Origin of the sequence: Kribbella sp. NPDC050459, assembly GCF_040655315.1 — a bacterium.
Taxonomy (GTDB): Bacteria; Actinomycetota; Actinomycetes; order Propionibacteriales; family Kribbellaceae; genus Kribbella.
Map to the genome: position 1 here is coordinate 911,970 of NZ_JBFAJQ010000001.1, position 15,315 is coordinate 927,284.

General features: G+C 69.3%; 13 protein-coding genes. 2 read left to right on the forward strand and 11 right to left on the reverse strand.

Going from position 1 to position 15,315, the window contains the following annotated elements; all coding sequences use genetic code 11:
• Window positions 1–9: 9 nt before the first annotated feature.
• Window positions 10–1,317 (reverse strand): cytochrome P450, encoded by a 1,308-nt coding sequence (locus AB0I12_RS04240; RefSeq protein WP_359924316.1) that lies wholly within the window; start codon window positions 1,315–1,317, stop codon window positions 10–12.
• A 125-nt stretch (window positions 1,318–1,442) separates the two neighbouring features.
• Here AB0I12_RS04240 and AB0I12_RS04245 point away from each other — a divergent pair, with 125 nt between their 5' ends.
• Complete coding sequence (locus AB0I12_RS04245; RefSeq protein ID WP_355692203.1) at window positions 1,443–1,586, forward strand: GPGG-motif small membrane protein; 144 nt, start codon at window positions 1,443–1,445, stop codon at window positions 1,584–1,586.
• Between the two features lie 170 nt (window positions 1,587–1,756).
• On the opposite strand, the gene AB0I12_RS04250 is transcribed toward AB0I12_RS04245, so the two are convergent.
• The 6 genes from AB0I12_RS04250 to AB0I12_RS04275 all read right to left on the reverse strand — a co-directional run bounded on the left by AB0I12_RS04250 (window position 1,757) and on the right by AB0I12_RS04275 (window position 6,175).
• Window positions 1,757–2,434 (reverse strand): GAF and ANTAR domain-containing protein, encoded by a 678-nt coding sequence (locus tag AB0I12_RS04250; RefSeq protein ID WP_359924320.1) that lies wholly within the window; start codon window positions 2,432–2,434, stop codon window positions 1,757–1,759.
• Window positions 2,435–2,449: 15 nt separating this feature from the next.
• Entirely contained in the window at window positions 2,450–2,929 is a 480-nt protein-coding gene (locus AB0I12_RS04255; protein ID WP_359924322.1) for a DUF6328 family protein, read from the reverse strand.
• Window positions 2,930–3,017: 88 nt separating this feature from the next.
• A complete protein-coding gene (locus AB0I12_RS04260) occupies window positions 3,018–3,917 on the reverse strand; it encodes a pseudouridine-5'-phosphate glycosidase (protein ID WP_359924324.1) in 900 nt (299 codons plus the stop codon).
• Window positions 3,910–4,809 carry a PfkB family carbohydrate kinase gene (locus AB0I12_RS04265; RefSeq protein WP_359924327.1) on the reverse strand — a complete coding sequence of 300 codons (900 nt, stop codon included), beginning with the start codon at window positions 4,807–4,809 and terminating at the stop codon, window positions 3,910–3,912. Before AB0I12_RS04265 ends, AB0I12_RS04260 begins: the two co-directional genes overlap by 8 nt.
• A gap of 26 nt (window positions 4,810–4,835) precedes the next feature.
• Window positions 4,836–5,477, reverse strand: coding sequence for a GAF and ANTAR domain-containing protein (locus tag AB0I12_RS04270; RefSeq protein ID WP_359925123.1), 642 nt, complete (start codon window positions 5,475–5,477; stop codon window positions 4,836–4,838).
• 122 nt (window positions 5,478–5,599) lie between these two features.
• Window positions 5,600–6,175 carry a hemerythrin domain-containing protein gene (locus AB0I12_RS04275; protein ID WP_359924330.1) on the reverse strand — a complete coding sequence of 192 codons (576 nt, stop codon included), beginning with the start codon at window positions 6,173–6,175 and terminating at the stop codon, window positions 5,600–5,602.
• Window positions 6,176–6,343: 168 nt separating this feature from the next.
• Here AB0I12_RS04275 and AB0I12_RS04280 point away from each other — a divergent pair, with 168 nt between their 5' ends.
• Window positions 6,344–7,990, forward strand: a complete 1,647-nt coding sequence (locus AB0I12_RS04280) for a DUF4091 domain-containing protein (protein WP_359924333.1) — start codon at window positions 6,344–6,346, stop codon at window positions 7,988–7,990.
• 18 nt (window positions 7,991–8,008) lie between these two features.
• Here the strand turns inward: AB0I12_RS04280 and AB0I12_RS04285 are convergent, their stop codons facing one another.
• Genes AB0I12_RS04285 through AB0I12_RS04300 form a run of 4 tightly spaced genes read right to left on the reverse strand, consistent with a single transcriptional unit; the run spans window position 8,009 to window position 15,305 of the window.
• Window positions 8,009–8,995 carry an NAD-dependent epimerase/dehydratase family protein gene (locus AB0I12_RS04285; RefSeq protein ID WP_359924336.1) on the reverse strand — a complete coding sequence of 329 codons (987 nt, stop codon included), beginning with the start codon at window positions 8,993–8,995 and terminating at the stop codon, window positions 8,009–8,011.
• Window positions 8,996–9,027: 32 nt separating this feature from the next.
• Window positions 9,028–10,236, reverse strand: coding sequence for an alginate lyase family protein (locus AB0I12_RS04290; RefSeq protein WP_359924338.1), 1,209 nt, complete (start codon window positions 10,234–10,236; stop codon window positions 9,028–9,030).
• Window positions 10,237–10,263: 27 nt separating this feature from the next.
• A complete protein-coding gene (locus tag AB0I12_RS04295; RefSeq protein WP_359924340.1) occupies window positions 10,264–12,018 on the reverse strand; it encodes a glycosyl hydrolase family 28 protein in 1,755 nt (584 codons plus the stop codon).
• A gap of 26 nt (window positions 12,019–12,044) precedes the next feature.
• Window positions 12,045–15,305 carry an alginate lyase family protein gene (locus tag AB0I12_RS04300; protein WP_359924343.1) on the reverse strand — a complete coding sequence of 1,087 codons (3,261 nt, stop codon included), beginning with the start codon at window positions 15,303–15,305 and terminating at the stop codon, window positions 12,045–12,047.
• Window positions 15,306–15,315: the final 10 nt, after the last annotated feature.

A 15,315-nucleotide genomic window follows, 5' to 3' on the forward strand; every position in this document is an offset into this window, starting at 1 on the left:
GATGACTCCTCAGTTGGTTGCCCGGGGCCAGAACCCGATCCGTACCCAGGCGTGGTTGAACGTGCGGGGCAGCTCGCCGCCGAGCTTCGCGCGGGTGGTGGGATCGACGTCGAGGTCGTAGCGATCGGCGATGTGGCTGACCGCGGCGCTGGCGGTGAGCAGGACGACGTTGCGCCCGGGGCACTCGGCCGGACCTTCGCTGAACGGGATGATCGGCCACGCGCCGTCGGTGCGGCCGTCCAGCCACGCGCTCGGCTCGAAGCGGTTCGCGAAGTCGAGCGCGTCGTCGTCGCGGTGGAACACCGAGCTCACGATCACGAACTCGGTACCGGCCGGTGCGGAGCGTCCCCGCCACTCGGTGTCCGCCGACGACTGCCGCAGCACGACCAACGTGGTCGGCCAGAGCCTGAGGGATTCCTGCAGCGCGGCTCCGGCCTCGGCCAGCAGCGGCGAAGCCTCCGGGTGGCGGGCCTCGGAGACGATCGTCCGGAGAGCCGACGGATGAGTGCCGAGAACGGCGAGCAGCCGCCACAGCGCGATGCCGGCGGCGTCGAACGCGAACAGCCAGTGCGGCACCTGGCCCGCGGGGTCGAGCGTGCCGCGCGGGCGGTCGAGCCCTCCGACGAGACTGCCGGGTTCCGCCTTGTCGACGTACTGCGACAGCGAGGCGAGGAACCGCGAGCGCTGCTCGTCGTGGCTCGGACCGAACTGGGCCCAGTTCGCGTCGGCGCGGAGCCGGTCGAGGTGCGCGGTGAGCTGCACGTCGTCGCGGGCGCCGTCGCCGAGCACGATCCGGCGTACGATCCGCGACCAGACCTCACGGAACTCGTTCCAGCCGAGAGTCGCGTGCAGGTCGGACAGCTCCTCGCGGACCACCTCGACGAAGCGATGGCCGTGGCGGTGCACAGGGCTGTGGCTGTCGAGCGCCTGTTCGTTCAGCTCCCGGCGCGCGGCGCGGAGCGGGGGATCGGTCACCAGGACCGCGTGCGGCTGGAAATGCTTCAGCGCGTCGACTTTCTCGTCGGTCGCAGCGGCGAACGGATCAGGTGTCTGCGCGAGCAGTCGGTGGACGTCGTCCGCGGCGAGAACGAGCGCGAGCGTACGGCCGGGGATGCGGAACAGCACGGGTCCGTCACCGTACGTACGACGCAGGCGGCGGACACAGCGCAGTGCCCGATCGTCGACGCGCAGCCGCTCGGCGAGCGCGCCCAGAGCAGGTCTGCGCAGGATCGCCCCTTGGGCCACGACAGGTCCCAGGACGTCGCGCAGGATCCGGCCGCTGTCCGGCGCGGAGGCGGTCGGCAGGAGTGTCGGCATGCCACTCCGGTGTCCGCCGGTCCGCCACCGAAACGGTCAGGTTTGCGCCCGGATCGCGCGGGCACCGAAAGGTCGCACGGGGATTTCAACTGCCGGGCGTGCCCGGTGTCGGAAAGGGAAGGGCCATGGAGTTTGTTCTGTGGATCATCGCTGTGATCCTCGTCGTGTCCGGAATCGTGTCGCTGTTCCGCGGTCAGATGTTGTGGGGCGCGGCGCTCATCGTCATCGGCCTGCTGGTCGGCCCGGGTGGCGTCAGCCTGTTCACCTGACCGAAGCCGGCGCGGCGTCACCCCCACGGAGTTGGTCGTGGGGGTGACGCGGCTGCCGTTCAGCCGTGCCCGCCGTCGAGCAGCTCATGGATCTGCTCGAGGGCCCGCTGGTGGATCTGCCCGAGGGCCCGCTGGCTGTCGGGGTGGTCGTACTCGCCCGTCGATCGTGGTCAGCGGGTGCGGAAGTCGATGCGGCGGGCCACGACGTGCTCCGCGATCTCGTTCAAGGTGGTGTCGTGGGCGAACGCGTGGGCGCGCAGCATGGCGAGTGCGTCGACGGGTGATACCTGCAGTTGCACCGACACCATGCCGGTGGCCTGATAAATGACCGACCGGCCCGACCAGATGTCGTCCGTCCCGGGGGCGGACGCCTCCCGCAGTACGGCGGTTCCGATGACGTCGGCCAGGAACTGTACGACGTCGTCCGGCTCGCTGAGTTCGTCGTACGAGTAAACGGCGTAGACACCGAACGGACGGCTCGCCGCACGCATCGGGAAGCAGTGCAGGGTGACTTCGCCCGCCGACTCGAGGGCCGAGCGGCTGAACTCCGGCCACAAGGTGCTGACGGCATCGTCCAGGTCCGTCACGATCGCCTCGTCCTGCCGGTACGCCTCCCGGCACGGCCCTTCGCCGAGAATGTCCTGCAGGCTCTCGAGCTCGGCCGCCACCTCGTCGGTCGCGGCCAGCGTCAACCGGGCCTCGGTGTCGTCGCTGTTCACACTGATCGAGCCGCCCCGGCCGCCGACGAGCCGCCGGCTCGCGTCACACAGGCGGGTGGCGAACTGCTCTCGTCGATCAGTGGCAGCAAGCAGCCTGCCGAGTCGTCCGAGCACCGCCGCGCGATCCACTGCGTCTCCGTGGGTTCAGTTGGGCTTCTCCGGTCCCTTGTGCCTGACGTACGCCGGCAGCGCGAGCCACAACGCCAGGAACACGATCAGCACACCACCGACCATAACGCCCGCAGCGGGTCGGGGGAGTACGACGTCCAGCGCGATCAGGACGCCGCCGGACATCGAGGCGAGGAGCAGCGTCATGCCGCCGCGCGCCAGTCGGTCGGTGACGGTGACCAGACGATCACGCAAACCACGCCCGTACAGCACCCGGTGCAATGCGACCGGCGCCAGGAAGAACGCCGCCGCCAGCGCGGACGCGACCAGGGTGCCCGCATACACCGCGTGCGTGAAGGCGTCCGCCGAGTGAAACTGATTCTGGAACGCGATCCCCAGCAAGAAGGCGAACAGGATCTGCGTCCCGGTCTGAGCGAGCCGCAACTCCTGCAGCAGCTCGTTCCAGTGCCGATCGAGGCGCTCACCGGAACCCTCGTCGTCCCGCACGTACGTCACGAGCCAGCCGGTACCCACTGAGACCGTCCACCACACGCGATTGCGCCCCGGTGGCTTGCCGCGCAGGCCAAGACGGGGCGCGATGGGACTATCTAGCGAGAGCGACGGCGATTCGGGCCGCGACTGCGGCGTTGTTGCGGGCCAGCGCGAGGTTGGCCGGGATGCTCTGGCCGTCGGTCTCTTTCTCGATCCTCGCGAGGACGTACGGCGTGACGGCGGGGCCGGTGATTCCGGCCTGGGCGCTGGCCTCCAACGCGGCTTTCATCTGGGCGTCGATGCGGGCCGCCGGGATCTCGTCCTCGACGGGGATCGGAACGGTCAGCAGTACGCCGGTGTCCTGCCTCGACCGGAAGCGCAGGACGTCGCAGACCGTACGCTCGTCGTCGACGCGGTGCGGCACCGGCAGGCCGCTCGACCGCGTGTAGAACGCAGGGAACCAGTCGTGCTGCCAGCCGAGGACCGGGACGCCCGCGGTCTCGAGGTACTCCAGCGTCTGCGGCAGGTCGAGGAACGCCTTGGCGCCCGCGCAGACGGTGACGACCGGATGGTTGGCGAGGGCATCGAGATCGGCCGAGACGTCGCCGGTCAGTTCGGATCCGCGATGGACGCCGCCGATACCGCCGGTCGCGAACACCGAGATCCCGGCGACGTGGGCCAGAGCCACGGTGGCCGACACCGTGGTGACGCCGACGTCCCAGCCCTGAGCTTGCGCCACCGCGAGATCGCGTTCGGCGACCTTGCGGGTGCCGTTGAGCACCCGCTTCTCCTCGTCCGGCGACAGCCCGAGGTGTGGCCGGCCGTCGAGGATCGCCGTGACGGCGGGCACGGCGCCGTGGGTGGCGACGGCCTGCTTGCACTGTTCGAGCGCGTCGGCGTTCGCCGGGGCGGGCAGGCCGAGGTTCGAGAAAATCGTCGACTCGAGCGCCACGACCGCGCGCCCGCCCGACAGTGCTTGCGCCACGTCGTCGGACAGGATGGGTTCAATCACCTGTGGTTCCGTTCTTCTCGGCCTTCGCGGACACAATGGACAGGGTCGCGCCCGGTTCGGCGAGGACCCGCTGAGCCAGCGTATGACCTGCCGCGACGGCGTCGACCACGTCGACCATGTCGGCGTCAACGAGGACGGCGGTGACGAATGCCGCGGCGAACGCGTCACCGGCGCCGGTGGTGTCCCGCACCTCACCGACCCGCGGCACGGGCACGCTTGCCGTGCGGCCGCCCCCGAAGTGGAGCTCGGTGGGTTCGACGCCGTTCTTGACCACAACCGTCGTACCGGAGGATGCGAGGTCGCGCAGGGAGCCGACGTCGGCCTCGATCCCGTTCGCGAACAGGTACGTCGGCCGCAGCGATCTGATCAGGTCGCGGAACCGGTCCGGACCGATCGCGTCGATGAGGGCGGCCGAGGACGCGTCGACCGTCAGCACCGCACCGTCGGCCCGGGCTAGCTCCGAGGCGCGGCGGAGGACCGACAGCGAAGGGCCCACGAGGGAGTACGCCGAGAGGTGGATCGCGCCGGCACCGGACAGCCAATCGTCCGGGACATCGGCCAGCTCCGCCGCAGCCCCGCGATCCGGGTACATCGTCCGCTCCCCGCGCGGGTCCACGAGAATGACGATGGTCCCGGTCCGCCCTTCCTGCTGGACCTTCGCGTCGACGCCCGCGGCGATCAAATCCTGGATCAGCGCGTTGCCGACGAGATCGTCGCCCACCCGCCCCACGAACCGCACCGACGTCCCCAAGCTGCCCGCGAACGCAGCAACATTCGCCGCCGCCCCACCACGCGCCCGACACACCCGCGCCACATTGTCGGTCCCCACCCGCGCCGGCCCAGCCGTCCACACCACAACATCCTCGACAAGATCCCCGACACACACCAACATCCCTCGCCCCACAGCCGCCTCGGACCTCACGTCCGGGGCAGGCGGCGGTTGTCGACGAGTTGCTGGGCGACCTCGCGGAGCTTGGTGTTGGTGTCTTGGGAGTAGCGTCTGAGGACCTGGAAGGCCTCGTCGCCGGTCAGGTTGTAGCGCTCCATCAGGATGCCCATCGCCTGGCCGACCAGCTTGCGGGCGTCGACGGCGACCGACAGGTTCTCCTCGCGCCGGGCGGTCGCGACGGCCACCGCCGCGTGGCGGGCCAGGATGTAGGCGATCGCCTCCTCGTCCGCGCCGAACGCATTCGTCTGCTTGCTGTACAGGCCCAGGACGCCGACCGTGCCGCCGCCGGCCCACAGCGGTACGTCGAGAACGCTGTGGACGCCGAGCTCGCGGACCTTCGCGGACCACTCGGGCCAGCGGAGCTCCTGCACCGTGTCCGGCACCCGAATAATCGACCGGTCGCGCATGCACTGCACGAGCGCGCCCTCCGCACCCGCCAGCTGGAAGTTGTAGATCTCGGCCACCACCGGATCAGTGACTGCCGGAACTTCCGGCCGGCCGTCGGCAGTGCGCAGCGCCACGCCTGCGTAGTCGCAGTGCAGGGCGTGCAGAGCGAAGTCGACGACCGCCTGGACGGTCTCCTCCACACCCCCCGCCTCGTGCATCTCCATCGCCAGTTGCGCGAAGGTCGCCGCGGTCAGGGTGGCGTCACCGGCGTTCGTCCCGCTGATCTCGTCCACGTGTTCATGATGCATCGCCGTTGTCCACGACCACAGGAGATGAGCATCTGAACTCATCGAGCGTCCCCGCCGGTCAGGGCGTCGCGGAGCTTGTCGATCATCCCGGTGCCCGGAGCCAGAACGAGGTCCTGCGGTGGGGTGTCCGGGGCGGACGGATGCGGCCGGGTGGGTGCCGCCGCGTTGGTGCGAGCAACGAGCTCGCCGAGCTCCCGCAGTTCGTCGGCATCGCATGCGTCCTGCACGCGCGGGAGCACCTCGCGTTCCTCCTGCGCGACGTGGTCCTGGACGTCGACGTACAGCCTTCCGATCAGTTCGTCGAAGGTGCGATCGGCCGGGTCCACGCCTTCCAGGTCCTTGAGGATCCGCTCGATGTCGGCGTGCTCCTCGATCCCGCGGTCGGCGACCTGGTCCCCGTCGGGCAGCGCCCGGCGGGCCGCCGGGTACAGGTACAGCTCCTCGGCCACCGAGTGCCGGACCAGTTCGGTCGTCAGATGGTCTGCCAGGTCCCGGCGATGCTGCGCGTCGCCCGCGCCGGCGATCAGCTCGGCGAAGAGCCGCTCGGCCGCTCGGTGGTCGCTGACGATCAGACCGATCAGGTCCTTGCGGTCTCCGGGGGAGACGGTAGCCATGTCATCTCCTCGTGATCTGGTCGAACTCGACGTGTACGAGCGGTGCCCCGGCGCTCGGTCCGCAAACGCGCCGCCGGTTCGGTGGACGGACCGGGCGTTGTGCGTTGCTGCGTGAATCTGCATCATTGGTGCCACGAATACGCAGGATCGGGAGAGGAGTGGTCCGGAGTGACCGCGAAGTGGGAGTTCGTGCTCTGCGATGCGCTGGCCAAGGTGCACCCGGTCCGGGAGCCGCGTCCGGTGTCCGCGCAGACCCGGTTCCAGGCGTTCCTCGGTGAGCCGGCGTCCTTCCAGCTGGCGTACCGCCCGCCGCTCGACCCGGCGTTCCGCAACCCGAGCCCGCTGCGGGTGCGGGTCGAGGGAGCGGCGGCCGACCTGGTCGCCGTGTCGTGCGTGGAGCTCGTGCCGTGCTCGTTCGTCGCCCTCCCGGGACACGACGACGGGTACGAGTACGACGAACCCGGTCTCTACCCGGACGTGCTGCGCCCGCTGCCGAACGGCGAGGTCCCGGTGCGGTTCGGCAGCTGGGGAGCGCTCTGGTTCGACGTCACGGCGACCGATCCGGCGCGGGCCGGCGTCCACGAGCTCACGATCGTGGTGGACGCGCCCGACGGCTCCGAGCTGCACCGCGCTCCCGTCACCGTCGAGCTCACCGGGATCCAGTTGCCGCCGCTCGACATCGTGTCCAGCCACTGGATGCACGTCGACGCGCTCGCGGATCATTACGGCCTCGAAGTCTTCAGCGAAGAGCACTGGGCCGTCGTCGAGCGGTTCATGGCCTCGGCGGCGGAGATGGGCGCGACGTCATTGCTCGCGCCGGTCTGGACGCCGCCGCTCGACACCGCGATCGGCACGTACCGCACCGTGGTGCAGTTGATCGAGATCACCACGACCGACGACGGGTACCGCTTCGGGTTCGAGCGGCTGCGCCGGTGGCTCGACCTGTGCCGGCGTACCGGGATCACCGGGGTCGAGGTCGCGCATCTGTTCACCCAGTGGGGCGCGAACGCCACGCCTGGCATCGTGGTGAACGAGGAGCGCGCCTTCGGCTGGGACGTCCCGGCCACCGACGCGCGGTACCGCGAACTGATGGAAGCGCTGCTACCGGCGCTGCAAGCTGTGCTGGACGAGGAGTGGGACCGCGAGCATGTGGTCTTCCACGTCTCGGACGAGCCGTCGGGTGCGGAAGGACTCGCCAGCTACCTCGCGGCCAAGGCAGTGGTCTCCGATCTGCTGAAGGGCTGGACGGTCGTCGACGCGCTCAGCGAGCACTCGTTCTACACGTCCGGCGCCGTCGCCGTACCCGTCGTCGCCACCGATCACGTCGAACCGTTCCTGGCCGAGCGACCGGAACGTCTGTGGGTGTACTACTGCGTCAGCCAGGATCGCGATGTCGCGAACCGCTTCGTCGGGATGCCCTCGGCGCGCAACCGGGCGATCGGGCACCAGCTCTTCGCATCGGGAGTGGACGGCTTCCTGCACTGGGGATTCAACTTCTGGTACACCTGGCACGCGCTGCGCCGGATCGACCCGTTCGCGGACACCTCGGCCGGTGGTGCGTTCCCGTCGGGCGATCCGTTCGCCGTCTACCCCGGCCCGGACGGCACCCCCTGGCCGTCGCTCCGGCACCGCGTCTTCGCCCAGGCGATGTGGGACCACCGCGCGCTCCAGGCAGTCCGCGCCTGCCAGGGCAGCGCCGCCGCGCAGGACATCGTCGACCCCGACCGGACCTTGCGCTTCGACCGCCCGGTCCTCGACCCGAACCACTACTACGAAGCCCGCCGGCGCATGACCGCGGCGCTGACAACGCCCTAGCGCAGGGGGTTACGCGGTCTAGGGACGGTAGCGGGTGATGAGGGTGTCCATCGCCTCGTCGACGGCCGGGTCGAGGCGGCGGCGAGCCGGGTCCTCGTCGTACCAGGCGACGATCTCGCGGGCGCCGGTCTCGAACGGGATGGTGGCGACGTAGTCGGGGACGACACTGCGCAGCTTGCTGTTGTCGAAGACCGCCGAGTGGGTCTTGTCGCCGAGCAATCCGTCGCCCCAGCCTGGATGGACCGCAGCGATGGCGTCCGAGGGGACGTGCACGATCTGTGCCGTCGTACCGGCCGCGGCGGCCAGGGCGTGCGCGATCTGGTCCCAGGTCAGGACGTCGTCGGACGTGATCTGGAAGGTGTCGCCGAGGGTGCGGGGATGGCCGAGCAGCGGGACCAGACCGCGAGCGAAGTCGCGGTGGTGCGTCAGGGTCCACAGCGAGGTGCCGTCGCCGTGGACGACGACCGGCTGCCCACGGCGCATCCGCTCGACGATCGTCCAGCCGCCGTCGAAGGGAACCAGGGTGCGGTCGTACGTGTGCGACGGCCGGATGACCGTCACCGGGTAGCCCTCGTCGCGGTACAGCGCGGTGAGCAGGTCCTCGCAGGCGATCTTGTTGCGCGAGTACTGCCAGAAGGGGTTCCGCAGCGGCGTCGACTCGGTGATCGGCAACCGGGCCGGCGGCGTCTGGTACGCCGATGCCGAGCTGATGAAGACGTACTGGCCGACGTGCCCGCGCAGCGCGTCGGTCCGGGCACGCACGTGATCGGGCGTGAACGCGATCCAGTCGACCACCACGTCGAAGTCCTGCGCGGCGATCTGGGTCAGCGTCGCCGGGGCGTCGAGGTCGGCGGTGATCACCTGCGCCTCGGGCGGGACCGGACGGCCGGCGGTCTTGCCGCGGTTGACGATCGTCAGGTCGAGGCCTGATTCGATCGCTCGCCACGAACAGGCCGAGCTGATGATTCCGGTCCCGCCGAGGAACAGCACACGCAGGCTACTCATACCTCGCAATCTACTCGCTATCTACTCGCCATCTACTTGGCGTACGCCAGGGTGCCGAAGCCGGTCTGATCGAACCCGCCGCTCGTGGATCCGTAGTCGCCGCCACCGCCCTCGGGACGGACCTGCGCGGCCATCGCCGAGATGTACGGCACGGAGAGGTACTTCCGCCGGGTGTAGTGGTAGTGCAGGACCTCCCAGACCGGCCGGATCTGACCGCGGCTCGCGCTCGAGATCACGGTGTGCTCCTGGTAGGCGCAGTTCTGCCCGGTGCCCCAGGTGTACTTGGTGAACGGTACGTCCTCGCCGAGGTTGTACTTCGCGACGTACTGCGCGGCCTTCAGGAAACGGTTGTCGTCGTACCCGTACAGGTCCTCGCCCTGGTTCCACGCCATCTCGCAGAAGGCGCCCAGTTGGCCGATGCCCATCAGCGTGTGGCCCTGGTCCCGCCCGGATTCCTGCCACTGCGCGAGGCCCTGGTCGTCGTAGACGAACGGGATCGCGTGCCGGATCGAGCCGTTGCCGGCGCCGTTCTTGAAGTAGTTCACCGCCTGGTCGTACTTCGCGGCGTCGTCGCAGAGGATGCCGATGGCAAGGATCGAGTTCATCGAGCACAGGTCCCAGTTGGCCCAGTAGTTGGTGATGCACGCGTCGTTGTGGTTCAGCAGGAACGAGTTGTTCAGCGGGTAGAAGACGTTCAGCATCATGGTCTTGAACCGGGCCAGGTCGAAGCCGGCGTAGCCGCGCATCAGCTCGGCCACGGTCGCGAACTGGTACCCGTAGATGCCGGCCGCCAGGAACCGGTCTGCGTTACCTGTCACGGTCGTGAGCGTGGCCGACCAGGCGTTCAGGATGTTGCGCGCACAGTCGCCGTGCGCGGTCGAGCCTTGGACCCACCAGCGCAGCGCGTTCTGGTACGCGGCGTGGATGTCGTTGTAGAGGATGCCGTAGTTCTCGCCGGTGCCGCCGCGGACGATGGTCGCCTGCGGATTCGGTTGCCAGGTGGACTGGGCGTGCGCGTTGGCGGTCAGCCGGTTCCAGCCCGACAGCCAGGGGTCGTCACCGGCCGCGACCCGGACCTTCGCCCGGTTCAGGTCGCCCCAGTTGTGCAACCCACCGGGGTGGGTGAAGGTGGCCGGCGCCGCGTCGGCGCTTCGGGCGAAGGCGGTGGCGGCCAGCCCGGCGACGGCCGCACCTCCAGCGGCGGTGAGCAAGGTTCGTCGATCGATCTCCCTGTGTTTCATCCTTCTCCTTCCTTCGGGGCGGTGGTGTCAGGAAACGGTCAGGATGAGGCTCTTGGTGGTGGTCCCCGCGACGTTCGTGACGGTCAGCGTCACGTTGTGGACGCCGGGGCCGGCCGGAGTTCCCGAGACGACGCCCGTGACCGCGTCGACGGTCAGTCCGGCGGGCAGGCCCTGGGCGCCGAAGCCGGTCGGGAAGCCGGTTGCGGTGATCGTGAGTACGACGGGTGCGCCGGCCGTGACCGCTGCGGTGTCCGGGGTCGTGATCGCCGGCGGTGCCGTCGTCGGTGCCGTGGCTGCGTCCAGCCAGCGCAGGTTGGTGACGTGTTCGTTGACGTGCATGTTCGCCATGTCGGCGACCGTGAACCAGCCGGGTTTGCGCATCGTCGACGCCATCACGGTGCCGTTCACGACGAGGTTCTGGAACGTGATGTCCTTGATGCCGCGCGACTCGTCGTACCCGAGCATCATCGCGGTCTCGGCGTTCCGGCCGGTGTAAGTGAGGTCCTTGACGTACACGCCCTCGATGCCGCGGCCCGGCGAGGTGTTGTACGACTTGTTGTAAGCGACGCGCAGGTGCAGGAACTGTCCCCAGCGGAAGTCCTCGACCCGGACGTTCTCGATCCGGACGTTCCGGACCAGGTTGCTGTCGCCGGGGTTGAGCGCGATGCAGCCCTGGTACCACTTCTGCGGTTCGCGATGGTCGAGGATGTCGACGTTGCTGATCGTGAGGTTCTCCAGCATCTCGGGGTCGTCGGTGTTGCCGTGCGTCCCGACGTTGACCGGATGCGCGACGTCCGCCCACAGGCTGGAGTTCGCGACGGTGACGTTGCGGGTGTCACCGTAGTAGTCCCAGCGGTGCGTGTAGAGCGCCACGCAGTCGTCGGAGCAGCGCAGGAACGAGCGGTCGATCAGCACCTCGCTGCTGGAGAAGATGTCGATCCCGTCACCCCACTGCCCGGCGCTGAAGTAGCCGAAGTCGGTGATCGACACCTGGTCGGACATGCCGGCGGTGATGGCGTACCCGGTCGCCAGGTTGAGCATCGAGATGCCGTCGACGCTGATGTTCTTCGAACCCACGATGGTGCAGCCGCCGCCGTTGGTGCCGTAGATGACGCCGCGCCCGCGCAACCGGCCGTCGGTGACGTTGCTGAAGATCACCGACGTCTTCAGTACGGCGCCGCCGGCCAGATAGACGGTCTTGCCGCTCGGGACCATCAGCTGACCGGTGGCGGTCGTGTGCACGCCCGGGCCGAAGTAGATGACGTCCGGGTCGTCCGGAGCCGGCGCGGCGGTCTCGACCGGCCGGGCGAGCAGGTGCAGGCAGTCGAAGATCTCGCCGTTCACCTCGACCACGATCTTGCGCGGCCCGGTCAGCGTGAACCGGACCGTGTCGTCCTCGATCCGCGGTTCGATGCCGTACGACAGCGGCCGGATCCGCGCGGTCTCGACAGTGCCTTTGGTGTACCTGACCATCACCTCGACCGCTCCGTCGATGTCGAAGTACGCGAGCGAGGACTTCAGCACCTGCCCCGCGCCGGTGGTGGCGTTGATCTGCTTGAGGTTGACCGAGTACGTCGCCACCGGCTGCCACCGGCCGCGCGGGGTGCGGACCTTGACCTCGAACGTGGTGGCCTGCGCGATCCCGTCCGGGATCGGGTACGTGACCACAGCCGGTACGGCGGCAGTGGCGGTCGCTGTGCTCGCCTGCGTGGTGACGTAACCGGCGGCGATGGTCGCGCCGGTGGCTTGCAGCAGCCGGCGTCGGGTGATGTCTGAGTTCATCGGCGGGGCGCTCCTTGGCTGATCGGCTAGCTGATCGACACGTTGTCGAACACGGTGGTGTTGAGGACGAAGGGATTGCGGGACACGACCGCCAGACCGGCGTGATAGGGCGCGTCGCCGAAGCCGGCGATCGCGGCGGGCTCACTGAGCGGCGTCCAAGTGGTGCCGTCGAGAGAGGTCTCGGCGGCGAACGTCTCGCCGGCTCGGCGGAGCCGCAGCCAGACCGCCGCGCCGGCGACCTCGGTGGTGGCGAGACCGGTCGCCACGCGCAGGCGTCGTACGAACTGCGTCTTGTCGCCGGACACGATCGCACCGGCCTGCTGGTCGAACGGCGACAGCGACTTGGCCATGATCAGTCCGACCCGGCCGCCGGGGTCGGTGCTCACGATGCGCGCGGTGATGGTGTGGTCGCCGGTGAGCAGCACGGACGCGTACTGCGCGGTCATGCCCTGGTTGATCACGTTGAGGTCCGAGCCGGCGCCGCGGACGGTGAACGTCCCGTCGGCATGACTGGTGATGCCGGGCGTCCGGATCGCGACGGCGCTGTAGGTCGCGAGTTCGCGCTCGTCGAGCACGTAGTCACCGATGTCGCGGTACGCCCACGGCTCGGGCGGCGGCGCGGCGACGGTCAGCGCGACCCGTGCGGTCGACGGACCCGCCCCGATGGTGATCGTGAAAAGTCCTTGTTCAACGGGTGTTCCCGAGATGACGCCGGTGCGCGGATCGAGCGAGAGTCCGCGGGGGAGTGCGGTCGCGGAGTAGGACGCGGGATCGTTCGTCGCCACGATCCGGTACCGGAACGGTCGGCCCGCGTTGGCGTACGCGACGGTCGCGCTGGTGATCTCGGGCGCGGCCTGGGTCGGCATCGTCGCACCGGCTTCCGCCGACCGTTCGCCGGATCCCGCGACGTTGGTCTTCGTGACCACGTAGCGATAGGTCGTTCCCGGTACGCCGGTCGCGTCGCGGTAGCGGGTCTCGACACCGAATCCGGTGACGTCGCGCGCGATCGTCTGGTACCGGCCGCCTGCGCTGCGGTGGATCGTGTAGGAGGCCGCGACGTCCAGATCGGTCCAGGCGAGCTCGATCGCACTCGACGCGCTGCGTGCGGTCAGCGGGCCGGTGAGCCTGTCCGGCCGACGGACCGACCAGCCCGGCACGGTGACGTTGTCGAAGGCGGCGGTTGTCGTCTCGGTGTAGGTCGCGTCGAGCGCGGAGCATACGGCGATTCCGACGTACAGGGTGGCGCCGAGTTGGAGCTTCGACGAGCCGACTTCGGTCCAGGTCGTGCCGTCGGGGGAGATGAGGCCGGTGAAGGTGGTGCCCTTGCGGACGACCCGGACCCAGTACGGTCTGCGCAGCCGGTAGCCGTCGCTCGCCGCCTCGACGTACGGCGCCTCGAGCGGTGTCGCGGACTGTGGCAGGGAGCCGAGGTTCGAGATCGGGAACCCGGCGCCGACCGTGATCGCGCTTTGCTGGGAAAGCGGGACCAGCGTGCTGCCGGTACCCGTGGTCGGGGCGTCGGTATCAGGCCTGACCGTCCACACCCCGCTCCACGTGTGCAGCGGGAGACCCTTGATCAGCATGGATGCGTGCGCCGATCCGGGCTCGAGCGAACGCCGCAGCATCACGCCGACGCTCGCGTACTGCGAGCTCACCGGCGCGACGACGCGCGCCGTCACGACGCCGTCGCCGGTCATCGGCACGGAAGCGAACCGGAAGCTGTCCCGCGTCCCGCCGATGTCGGAGCCGCCGGCCTCGAGCACGAAGGTACGGCCGTCGAAATCCGTCCTGCCGGGGCGCCGGACCGGCCCGATGTCCATGCTGATCCACGGCGATCGCTCCGCCGCGACCGGCAGCGAGGCCGCGCTGGTGCCCGCCGCATTCGTTGCCTCGACGAGGTAGTAGTACGTCCGGCCCGGTCGCACTGTGCTGTCCGTGAACACCGTGTCCGTCAGCCCGGTCGCGATCGTCGCGAACGAGTCGCCGGTCGCACGCTTGACGGTGTAGCTCGCCGCGTCCGTACAGCTCAGCGGATCGACGGAGCGGGCCCAGCGCAGTACGACGCCGGCCGGACCGGTCTGCGCGGTGACGCCGTACGGCGTCCCGGGCGGGCGGCTCGGCGCGGTCTGCGGAATCTGCGGGTTGGCATGGGTGAGCGTGCCCCAGCCGGGATGGTCGTCGTTGGTTCCTTCGACGAAGCGGCTGCCGTTGCGGAACACGACTTGTTCGAGGTACGGCGTGGGCAGTCCGCGACGTCCGGCGTAGTGGCCGTAGGCAAGCTCGTAGATCGGCTGGAACTGACCGCGGTTGCCGGTGGCAATGACTGTCTTGATGTACTTCCCGGTGCGGTCGAGGTCGGCCGTGAACGGCACGCTGTCGTCGCCGAGGTTGTAGCGGGCGGTGTACTCGAAACCTCTCAGCAGGCGGTCCTCGGCGTGACCGAAGAGATCGACTCCCTGGTTCCAGGCGACCGCAGCCGTGTCGGCCAGCAGGCCGAGTGCGAGTTGTGCGTAGGCCTGACTGCGTCCGCTCTCCTGGCCCTGACCGGTCGCCTCGACCACGATGTGCTCGATCCGCCCGTTCCCCGCACCGGCGACGGCGTACCGGACGGCGTTCTCGAACATCACCCGGTCGTCGCAGAACACCGCGATCGCGATGATCGTTTGTAGCGCGGCGACGTCCCAGTTGCCGTTCGCGAACAGCGCGTTGCCGGCGAACGAGCGGTACCAGACCTTGCGGAACGACTCGCGGCACCTGTCCACGGCCGCTGCCGGCCAGCCGGTGTAGCCGGTGTGACGGAGCAACTCGGCCGCGTTGACGAACTTGAAACCCTGCAGGCCGGAGCCGAGCTGCCCGTCGGCGCCGGTGATCGCCTCGAGGCTCCCGGCCCAGGCGTCGAGGATGTCGCGCGCCTTGTCTCCGTACCGGACGTCGCCGGTGACGGCCCACATCAGCGCGTTCTGGTACGCCGCGCACGAATCGCTGACCGCCTCCGCCATGAAGTTGGCCGGACCGCGACCCCAGGAGGTGATGTGACCGGTGTTGCGGACCACGTAGTCGTACGACGATCTGGGATGCGCGGCGAGCGCCAGGAAACCGTCGTACTGCGGGGCCTGGCGGCCGTTGACCGCGGCGCGCATCCGGTCCAGGTCCGCCGCGCTGTGCAGGAGCCCTGGATGGGCGAATCCGGTGGTCGCCGCGGAGGCCGTTTCGAAACAGAGTTGGGTGGCGAGGAGCGATCCGCCGGTCGCGAGCAGGACGGTCCGGCGGCTGGGTCGTGGGTTCACGCTGGATTCC